Annotated in this window: 7 protein-coding genes; 2 read left to right on the plus strand and 5 right to left on the minus strand. The window is 71.7% G+C overall.

What is annotated here, in order from left to right; all coding sequences use genetic code 11:
• Positions 1 to 1,356: DUF6271 family protein (locus ACFVW8_RS36490; RefSeq protein ID WP_389697863.1), on the minus strand; the 1,356-nt coding region annotated here is incomplete at its 3' end.
• A complete protein-coding gene (locus tag ACFVW8_RS36495) occupies positions 1,338 to 2,393 on the minus strand; it encodes a phytanoyl-CoA dioxygenase family protein (protein ID WP_389697866.1) in 1,056 nt (351 codons plus the stop codon). The genes ACFVW8_RS36490 and ACFVW8_RS36495, both read right to left, overlap by 19 nt.
• A gap of 415 nt (positions 2,394 to 2,808) precedes the next feature.
• Between ACFVW8_RS36495 and ACFVW8_RS36500 the strand changes: the two genes are divergently transcribed.
• Positions 2,809 to 4,359, plus strand: a complete 1,551-nt coding sequence (locus tag ACFVW8_RS36500; RefSeq protein WP_389697868.1) for a glycoside hydrolase family 3 protein — start codon at positions 2,809 to 2,811, stop codon at positions 4,357 to 4,359.
• Between the two features lie 174 nt (positions 4,360 to 4,533).
• Here the strand turns inward: ACFVW8_RS36500 and ACFVW8_RS36505 are convergent, their stop codons facing one another.
• The 3 genes from ACFVW8_RS36505 to ACFVW8_RS36515 all read right to left on the minus strand — a co-directional run bounded on the left by ACFVW8_RS36505 (position 4,534) and on the right by ACFVW8_RS36515 (position 7,820).
• Entirely contained in the window at positions 4,534 to 5,934 is a 1,401-nt protein-coding gene (locus tag ACFVW8_RS36505; RefSeq protein ID WP_389697870.1) for an amidase, read from the minus strand.
• Positions 5,931 to 7,157, minus strand: coding sequence for an NADH:flavin oxidoreductase (locus tag ACFVW8_RS36510; RefSeq protein WP_389697872.1), 1,227 nt, complete (start codon positions 7,155 to 7,157; stop codon positions 5,931 to 5,933). The genes ACFVW8_RS36505 and ACFVW8_RS36510 overlap by 4 nt, the downstream gene beginning before the upstream one ends.
• Positions 7,158 to 7,295: 138 nt before the next feature.
• Complete coding sequence (locus ACFVW8_RS36515; protein ID WP_389697874.1) at positions 7,296 to 7,820, minus strand: hypothetical protein; 525 nt, start codon at positions 7,818 to 7,820, stop codon at positions 7,296 to 7,298.
• A gap of 333 nt (positions 7,821 to 8,153) precedes the next feature.
• On the opposite strand from ACFVW8_RS36515, the gene ACFVW8_RS36520 reads away from it, so the two are divergent.
• Positions 8,154 to 9,797 (plus strand): class I adenylate-forming enzyme family protein, encoded by a 1,644-nt coding sequence (locus ACFVW8_RS36520; RefSeq protein ID WP_389697876.1) that lies wholly within the window; start codon positions 8,154 to 8,156, stop codon positions 9,795 to 9,797.
• Positions 9,798 to 9,833: the final 36 nt, after the last annotated feature.

The following is a 9,833-nucleotide window of genomic DNA, read 5'->3' on the forward strand; positions in this document are numbered from 1 at the left end:
GGCCCCCGGGGGGGGGTTGCTGTTTCCTTTTCTGGCGCCCCCCCCGGCGCCACTCCGCGGGGGCGCCCGGGGGGCCCCCGCCCATCCCCCGGGGGGGGCCCACGCCTCGATGAGCAGGGCGAAGTCCTCCATGTCCGCCCGGGCTTCGGCCGGCAGCTGTTCCCGCAGGGGGCGCAGACGCTCGGCGAAGGCCGCGTAACGGCCGCCGAGCCGGCGGTAGGCATCGTCGACACGGTCGAGACGGGCGAGATTCTCGGCCGGATCGGTCGCCGCTGCCCGCCGCACGATGCCGGCCACCCGCTGTGCGTCGACGGTGCCGTCGCCGAGAAGCAGACCGGGGCCCGCCTCGTCGAGCGCCGCATAGGCGGGGTGAAGGTGCGCCATGGAAAGAAGGAACCTCACGAAGCGGGTCTGGTACGCGATGAATCCGGCGTCCGTGCGGCGTTCCCCGGTGTGGTAGTTGACGATGTGCCGGTTGTGCAGGAGGCCGGGGAGCCCCGCGCTGTGGACCAGGTGGATGAGGAAGTAGTCACTGCCGATGGTGTCGGTTGCCGGGGGCAGCGGAACGCGGGCGTGTACGCCGTGGAAGGCGATGTTGCACATGTCCACCCGCATCGGGTCCACCCGGGCCAGCAGCGAGTGGTCACCGTCGAAGGCGGCTTGGCCTGCGCCGCGGAAGGACTCGGCGACCAGTGCTCGTCTGTCGTCCTCCGTGGCATCGGGCGGCGCCCACAGGCTGACCACGTCGAAGTACGCCTCGGGATCGAGGGCTGCGATCTCCTCGATGTCGACCGACGGTTCGCCGATGAAGGACGCGCCCACCATGGAGACGGTGCGCGCGGACTCGTCCGGGGTGAGGTCATGGGCGTCGACGCGGCCGGCCAGATCGCCGGCACGCGCTCCGAGTGCCCGCAGCTCGTGATGGATCGGGAAGATCTTCTCGCCGTCGCGCTCCTGGTAGCGGCTGTCGGAGTCCCTGCGGTGGACGGACTCGCAGCCGAGAGCGTGACCGAGGAGGAAGGCCCGGTTGGTGCACGCCCCGTAGGAGAGTGCCGCAGGGAGCATCAGATCCAGCAGCAGCTCGGCCTTGGGACTGTCCGTCCGGGCGATCGTGCGGCTCAGGAAGTCGCGTTGTGCTGCTTCGTCGAAATAGTGGGCGGTCACGCGGGGCACGGGTACGAGCTGTCGCAGGGTCTCGACATGCGTGGCGCGCGTCGCCGGAGCGCTGGAGTCGAGGACGAGCAGATGGACCTCGACGTCGAAGTGCGTGACCGCGTAGGCGGCCTCCTCGGCCAGGAGCCGGAGCGTCGTCGCGCACTCCCGGTCCGTCGGAAGAGTCAGGCAGATGCTGCGCACGGGCGTGCCTCCTTCGTGTCCGCCTCCCGCCAGGACCGCAGGCCGAGCAGGCGCTCTCCCAGCTCGTCGAGGTCCGGGCGCGCGTAGCGCTCGGCCTCCGGGCGCACCGCGTCGCCGAGGAGGGTGCCGTTCCACGTCGGGGTGCTCAGGTCACGCCACGACTCCACGCGCGAGCGCCGCAGCTCCTCGTGGCTCTCCAGAGCGGGCATCATCGACAGGTACTGCACCGCCCGGGCGCCGGTGGCGGAGAGATTGGCCGCGACGCCGTGGGCCAGGTGCCCGTTGAAGATGAGCAGATCGCCTGCTTCGAGCTCCGGACGCACGACGGGCATCTCGGAACGGTCGACGGCCGGACGGATGGGGTCGCGGTCGGCGGGCTGGTCCGCCTTCCAGCGGTCGAACCGGCGGAAGAGCTCCGGGCAGCACTGGAAGCCGCCCTGCTCGGGCACCGTGTCGTTGAGGGCGAGGATGCCCTGGACACGCTGGGGCGGGATGCCCCGCGTGCTGTCCACATCCCAGTGCAGGTCTATGTCGAAGCCGGTCGGACGGAACTCGATCAGGGCGCGGTCGCGGGTCTTGATGTTCGGCGGGTTGAGGTTCAGCCGGTCCAGGGTGACCCACAGCTCGTCGCAGTCCCAGACGTCGGCGAAGGCTTCGTAGATGCGCCGACGCTGTCTGTTCTGCCACATGAGGCGGTGGTGGTACGCCTCGACGAATCCGTAGATGTGCAGTTCCTGGTCCAGTTCGGAGCGGTACTCGCGCTCGTCATACCAGGTCTCGGGTCGTTCGGGATCGAGTGCCTGGAACTCCCAGGCGGCGTCGAGCAGATGCTGCGCGTCCTCGCGGGGAACGGCCTGCTTGACCACGACGTAGCCGTAGGTCTGCCATAAGGCGAACTGCTCTTCGCTGAGAACGCGCAGGGGCCGCGTCTTGCGCAGTTCGCGCAGGGGCGTGGCGGCGAGGTAGGTCTCGCCGTCCGCGCTGAAGTAGGGGCGTGCGGTCGCGGCACGGTGCAGATAGGGGTCGGCCGTGGGCAAGAGGGAACTCCAGGGCTCTTGAGCAGGGGATGCGGACCGTCGTGCGGGCCAGGCGCCCCGGCGGGGCGCACGGGCACGAGCGCATGACGAACACGGTTGCGAGTGGTGGGGGGAGACCGGGGGCGCTCAGCTCGGCGTGGCGCCCTTCGCCCTTCCAAGCTGGACTAGACCAACGAAGTCTGTCAATGCCTCATCCGCCACTGACGTCACATCAAAAACGCTACTGGCCAGTACTTTTGACCCCCTTCCTGCTTGAAGGGATGACAGGTCCGTGAACTATCGGTCAAGCAAGGTCCAGACCACTTGACAGGCCACCCCCGCAGCGCGTTGGGTCAATGGTCCAGACCAGCGGACGGGGCGGGTGACTCCCCCTCGCCCGCCGGCGGTTCGGCATGTTCCACGCGAAGGGCACCCCATGGAAAACGAGAAGGAGCTGCGCCGCCTCGCGCTCGGCGTCCTCCAGCCGGGCTTCGTCGGCACCACCGCGCCCGACTGGATCCTCGCCGCCATTCAGGACGGCCTCAGATCCGTGGTTCTCTTCTCCCGCAACATCGAGAGCCCGGAGCAGGTGGCCGCTCTCACTGCCCGTCTGCGTGCGGAGAACCGCGAACTCGTCGTCGCCATTGACGAGGAGTCGGGCGACGTCACGCGGATCGAGTCCCGCACCGGCTCCAGCCGCCCGGGCAACCACGCCCTCGGCTTCCTGGACGAGACCGCGACGACCCATGCCGTCGCCCAGGACCTCGGCCACGCCCTGCGCGCGGCCGGCGTGAGCCTCGACTACGCGCCGAGTGCGGATGTCAACGTGAACCCCGACAATCCGATCATCGGCGTACGCTCCTTCGGCGCCGAGCCCGACGTCGTGGCCCGGCACACCTCCGCGTGGATCCGTGGGCTCCAGAGCGCCGGCGTCGCCGCCTGCGCCAAGCACTTCCCCGGCCACGGGGACGTGGCGGTCGACTCCCACCACGGTCTGCCCGTCTACGACGCCTCGGCGCGGGAGATCGCCCGCCAGGCGCTGCCCCCGTTCCGGGCATCGGTCGAGGCAGGGGTGCGCGCGGTGATGAGCGGGCACCTCCTCGTACCGGCTCTCGACCCGCACCACCCCGCCACGCTCAGCTCGCGCATCCTCACCACCCTGCTCCGCGAGGAACTCGGCTTCGACGGACTCATCGTCACCGACGCCATCGAGATGGGCGCGGTGGCTGACCGGTACGGCATCGAGGGGGCGGCGGTCCGCGCCGTCGCGGCGGGGGCCGACGCCATCTGCGTCGGCGGCGAGAACGCCGACGAGAGCATCACCTCGCGACTCGCCGACGCTCTCGTCAAGGCCGTCCTCGGCGGTGACCTGACCCACGAACGCCTCGCCGACGCGGCACGGCGTGTGGCCGAGTTCGCGAGCTGGTCGACCTCGCTTCGCGAGGGTGTCACGGGCGTACCCGAGCCGTCGGTCGGCCTCGACGCCGCCCGCCGCGCGATCCGCGTCACCGAGGCGGCACGTGCGCTGCTCCCCCTGACCGCCGCCGCGCACGTCATCGAACTGGCACCCCGCACCAACCTGGCCATCGGCAAGGAGACCCCGTGGGGGGTGGCCGGGCCGCTGCGCGCCCGCACACCCGGCACCACCGCGGTCCGCCTCCAGGAGGAAGACCTCCAGGCAGACGTCCCCCTGCCCGGCACCCTGCTCGGCCCCGCCACCGGACGCCCCCTGGTCGTCGTCGTACGGGACGCCGGGCGTCACGCGTGGATGCGCCGCGCGTCGTCGGAACTCCTCCGCGCCCGCCCGGACGCCCTCGTGGTCGAGATGGGCCTGCCGGGCCCTCTCCCCGGGGACGCGCACGTCTGCACGCACGGCGCCTCCACTGCCTCCGCCCGGGCCGTCGCCGAGCTCCTCACCGATGCTCCGGCCGGCCACGGCACACGGGGTGAGGCCGACAGGACCCGGACCTCCTCGGACCCGTGGTGACGTCAGCCGGCGGCGGGTGGCTCCGGAGCGCACCTGTGGATTGAAGGCTCTCGTCGGCTCCGGTGGCCAGGCTGTCGCGTCGGGCCGGCGCGACAGCCACACAACAAGGGCCCCCGTCGCCCTGGCTTCGCCAACCGCGAGCTAACGGGAGGCCCTTCCTCATGCCACCTGCCGTCACACAGCGGGTGGGCCGCCCCAGGGCGCTTCCCGCTCCAGCTGCGCCGCCAGGGCGAACAGCACTCCCTCGCCGCCGAGAGGTGCGGCGAACTGGACACCGAGCGGCAGCCCTTCGCCGTCGTGGCCGAAGGGGACGGACATGGCCGGCATCCCGGTCACGTTGTACACGCTGGTGAAGGCGGAGTAGACGGAGCCGTAGCGGTAGATCGACTCCGGTGCCGAGGTGTCGAGGGTGCCGAGCAGCGGGGTGGGCTGCGCGAGGGTCGGGGAGAGCAGTACGTCGAACCGGTCGAACGCAGCACCCACCTCCCAGCCGATCTCCTGCGCCCGGCGCAGCGCGCGGCTGACGTCGGCCGCGGCGAGGGCCCGGTAGGTGTCGTAGACGACGCGGGTGGAGGGCTCGATGTCGTCGTCGGCCAGGGGCCTGCCGAGCCACGCGAGGCGAGCGTCGATCTGGGCGACGACGTCGGCGCCCATCAGGACGCCGGAGGTGCGGCCGACGTCGTCGGGCCGGTAGCGGGCCGTGGTCCCGGTGACCTCGTGGCCGAGCTCTTCGCAGAGCCGGGCCGCAGCCCGTACCGCCGCCTCGCAGTCCGGGTGCACGTCGGGGCCGCCGGGCAGTTCGGTGAGCAGTCCGATCCGCAGCCGTCCGGGGGCGCGGCGGGCCAGTTCGGCGAAGGGGGCGGCCGGGGCCGGTGCGGCGTAGGCGTCACCGGGCAGGGGGCCGGCCGCGACATCGAGGAACAGGGCGCTGTCCCGGACGGTGGTGGTGAGGGCGTGGTGTCCGGAGACGAGGCCCGAGAGAGTGGTGGGGCGGGGCGCCGGCGAGACGCGTCCCCGGCTCGGTTTGAGGCCGAACAGTCCGCAGGCGGCCGCCGGGATGCGGATGGAGCCGCCGCCGTCGCTGGCGTGCGCGACCGGCACCATCCCGGCCGCCACGGCGGCCGCCGAGCCGCCGCTGGAGCCGCCCGGCGAGCGGGCGGTGTTCCACGGGTTGCGGGTGGGGCCGAAGAGGGCCGGTTCGGTGGAGGCGTTGAGACCCAGTTCGGGGGTGTTGGTGGTGCCGAGGACGACGGCGCCGGCACGCCGGTAGCGGGCCACCAGTTCGCTGTCGTGGCGGGCGGTCGCGTCGGCGAAGAGCCGGCTGCCGCCCGTCGCGGGCAGGCCCGCGACGTCGGTGCCCAGATCCTTGACGAGGATGGGGACGCCGTTCAGCGGACCGTCGGGCAGGCCCGCCGCGACCTCGGCGCGTGCCGCGTCGAACCGGGTGTGGGTCACCGCGCCGAGGTCCGGGTCGAGCTCCTCGATCCGGGCGATCGCCTGCTCGGTGACGGCGCGGGCGTCGGTCTCGCCGTTCCTGACAGCGGCGGCCGTGGCGACGGCGTCGGGGCCCCTCATGCCACGTATCCGTCGGGCTTGCCCCAGGTCTCACGTCGGGTGGTGCCCCGGTCGACCAGGACGCAGCGGGTGCCGGTGAAGTTGGTGGGCATGCACTTGTTGCAGTGGATGCACAGGGACGGGGTGGTGGCGTCGTCCCGCACGCGGTTGATGAGGTCGGGCTCGCGCAGCAGGGCGCGGGCCATCGCCACGTACTCGAAGCCCTCCCGCATCGCGAGGTCCATGGCCGGCTTGTCCGTGATGCCGCCGAGCAAAATCATCGGGAGCTTCACCGCGGCACGGATCTGCCGGGCGTCCTCCAGGAGGTAGGCGTCACGGTAGGGGTAGCTGTGCAGGAGTCGCTTGCCGATCAGCTTCACCCCGAGCTTGATCGGCTGCGGCATGATCGCGGCGAAGTCCTTGAGCGGGGCGTCGCCCTTGAAGAGGTACATCGGGTTGAGGAGCGAGCTGCCCGCGGTCATCTCCAGGGCGTCGACGGTGCCGTCCTGTTCGAGCCACTGCGCGACGGGGATGGCCTCGTCGAGCCAGAAGCCGCCGGGGACTCCGTCATCCATGTTCATCTTGGCGAGGACGGCGGTCCTGCCGCCGACCGCGTCGTGGACGGCCCGCATGATCTCCCGGGCGAACCTGGCCCGGTTCTCGAGGCTGCCGCCGTACGCGTCGGTGCGGTGGTTGATCTTGGGGCTGAGGAAGGAACTGGCCAGGTAGTTGTGGCCCAGGTGGACCTCGACGGCGTCGAAGCCGGCTCGGACGGCGCGGCGCGCGGCCTCGGCATGGGCTTCGGTGATGCGCCGGATGTCCGCGACCGATGCCTCCTGGGCCCAGCTGGTGGTGGTGGCGTGGAAGTGCCTGGACGGGGAGAGAGCCGGGGCGCCGTTGCCCTTGGGGTTGGCGACGGGTCCGCCATGGCCGATCTGTGCGGAGACGGCGGCGCCTTCGGCGTGCACGGCTTCGGTGAGGACGCGCAGCCCCGGCATGGCCTCGTCGGTCCAGTAGACCTGGTGCCGGTCGGTCCGGCCCTCCTTCGCGACGGCGCAGTAGGCGACGGTCGTCATGCCGACCCCGCCCCGGGCGTAGCCGACGTGGAAGTCGACGAGGTCCTTGGTCACCAGGGAGTTGTGGCTGAGCCCCTCGTAGGTCGCGGCCTTGATCACGCGGTTTCGGAGCTTGACGGGACCCAGTTGGGCGGGGGCCAGGACATCGGGTGTCTCGGTGGTGGTCACGCGTGGTCACTCCTCGGTTCGACGTGATGACAGGCGGCCCGGTGTCCGGGACGGACGTCCCTGAGCGGGGGCTCCTCCTCGGAGCACCGGGCGGTGGCCAGGGGGCAGCCGGACGGGAGCCGGGGGCTGGCGTCCGGATCAGGCAGGAGCAGGCAGGTCACTTGCTGATCCCACGGCGTCGTCGACGACATCGGGGCTGCGCATGCACGTCACGTCGGCGCTGCCGTCATTCGGCGCGGCGAGCGTCGAGCGGTCCGACTGCGGCCAGGTGAACCGCAGCGCGCCGAGGTGGGGCGCGCCCTTCCAGTCGTCCTTGTTCGCCTTGAGGACCATCTCCTCCCGCGGGGCGTGGGAACCCCGTGTGAAAGGCCCTGCGTCGTGGCCGGCGGCGAGCGCCGAACCGCCGGAGGCGCCCGTCGCGCAGATGACGGCGGGACTGAGGCTGCGGTCCTCCCCGTAGTCAGCGAAGCGCAGGGTGCCGCCGCGGGCCGGCTTGCCGCCCTCGGGCTGCTTGCCGACGCTGCCGAACGTGTAGCGGCCCCGTTCGGCCCTGCCCGCTGTGCCGCTGCCGCCGTCATCGGTTGAGGCGCAGGCGTGGCTGAGCATCGGCGCAGTGGCCAGGACGGCCGCGGATCGGGCTCTCACCCGTGGTGCTCGCTTCATTTCTTCCTCCAGTCGTCCGGAGCCCGAAGCCGGAAATGCCGATGCCCGTAAGCGGGAGGACCACGTGCGGGAAGCGCCGGAGGGCCGGCGCCCCGGGGTGGATCGGTGGGGGGACGCTATGGCCGGCGAAATCCGGCCGACGTGACGCATCCCACTCAGCGGGAGCCTGCCGGGGCGCCGTTCACGAGGGTCGTGCAGCCGTGTTCCCTCCCTGTACCGCCCGTGCCACGGTGTCCCAGTGACCGGAATCAGCCAGGAGGCGAGCGGCCCCTACTGAAGACACTGGCGTAGAACGCGATCCCAGTGGAGTTCACGACGCCCAGGAGTCCCCCGATGCCCAGCGAAACGGATCACCGCGCCGCCGCCCTAGCCCAGGCGGCCGCGCTCACCGGCCCGGACGGCCGGTTCGAGCTCGCCGACGACGATGTGCTGGGCACCCGGCTCCCGGTGTTCACCCACCGGCAGCGGGCCCTCCACGAGGTGCTGCACGCTTCCGTCGCCCACGCCGACCGCGACTTCATCGTCACGTCGGACCGCCGGATCACCTTCGCCCGGCACGCGGCGCAGGTCGCGTCCCTGGCCCAGGTGCTGCGTGAGCGGTACGGCATCGCCAAGGGTGACCGGGTGGCCATCGCCGCCGCCAACTCCCCCGAGTGGATCATCACGTTCTGGGCCACCGTGTCCATCGGTGCGGTGGCGGTCGGTTTCAACGCCTGGTGGTCGCCGCGCGAGATGGCACACGGCATCGGCAACGCGGAGCCGGCCCTCGTGGTGGCCGATGCCAAGCGGTCGTCGAAACTGTCCGGCTGCACGGTTCCGGTGCTGTCCATGGAGGACGACATCACCCGCCTCGCCGATGCCCATCCGGATGCGCCGCTGCCGTCCGCCGATGTCGCCGAGGACGATCCGGCGGTCATCCTCTACACCTCGGGCACCTCGGGCCGGCCGAAGGGAGCGGTGCACACGCATCGCAATCTGCTGGCGGTCGTCGAGTACCACCGCCTGAACGACGCGCTGCTCCAGGAGTTCGGCGACCCGCTGCGGTCGCAGGACCGCGTCTACCTGCTGACACTGCCGCTGTTCCACATCGCGAGCCTGCACAACCTGGCGGTGCCGCGGCTCGCCACCGGCAGCCGGATCGCGCTGCATCAGGGCTCGTTCGACGTGGACGCCGTGCTGGGGATGGTCGAGCGGGAGCGCGTCACCAACTGGGGCGCGGTGCCCACCATGGCCAACCGGATGCTCGAGCACGGCGGGGCCGACCGGTACGACACGTCCTCTCTGACGGCGTTCTCGCTGGCCTCCGCACCGTCGTCGACCGCGTTCAAGGAGCGGCTGCGGCAGAGCCTGCCGTTCGCCAGGGACTCTCTGGTGGACAGCTACGGGCTGACCGAGACCTGCACGGGCGTCGCCGCGGCGAACCCGCAGGAGCTGGCCGCCGCTCCCGGTACTCTCGGCCGGCCCGTCACCGGCGTACGGCTGGAGATCCGGGACCCCGCGGGCCAGTTGCTCGGCGAGGGCGAGGAGGGCGAGGTCTGGGTCCGCAGCCAGTTCAACATGCTGGGCTACTGGCGCGATCCCGAGGCCACCGCCGCGGCCATCGACGCAGACCGCTGGCTGCGCACCGGGGACCTGGGAGAGCTGCGCGAGGGCCGGCTCCATCTCAGCAGCCGCCGCTCGGATCTGATCATCCGCGGCGGCGAGAACGTCTACCCGGCCGAGATCGAGACGGTGCTCGCCGAGCACCCGGATGTCCGTGAGTGCCTGGTCATGGGTGTGCCGGATCCCGACCTCGGCCAGGAGGTGGCTGCGGTCGTGGTGCTCGTGGCGGGCTCGACCGTCACCGTCGAGGCGCTGCGGACACACACCGCTGACCAGCTGTCGTACTTCAAGGTGCCCAAGCAGTGGCGGCTGACCACCGACGAGCTGCCGCGCAACGCGACCGGCAAGGTGATCCGGCGTCAGGTGCAGGTCTGACGCCCGCCCGGTCGGGCGAACTGGGGCGGCGGCGGC

The organism is Streptomyces sp. NPDC058221 (assembly GCF_042882365.1).
Lineage (GTDB): Bacteria > Actinomycetota > Actinomycetes > Streptomycetales > Streptomycetaceae > Streptomyces.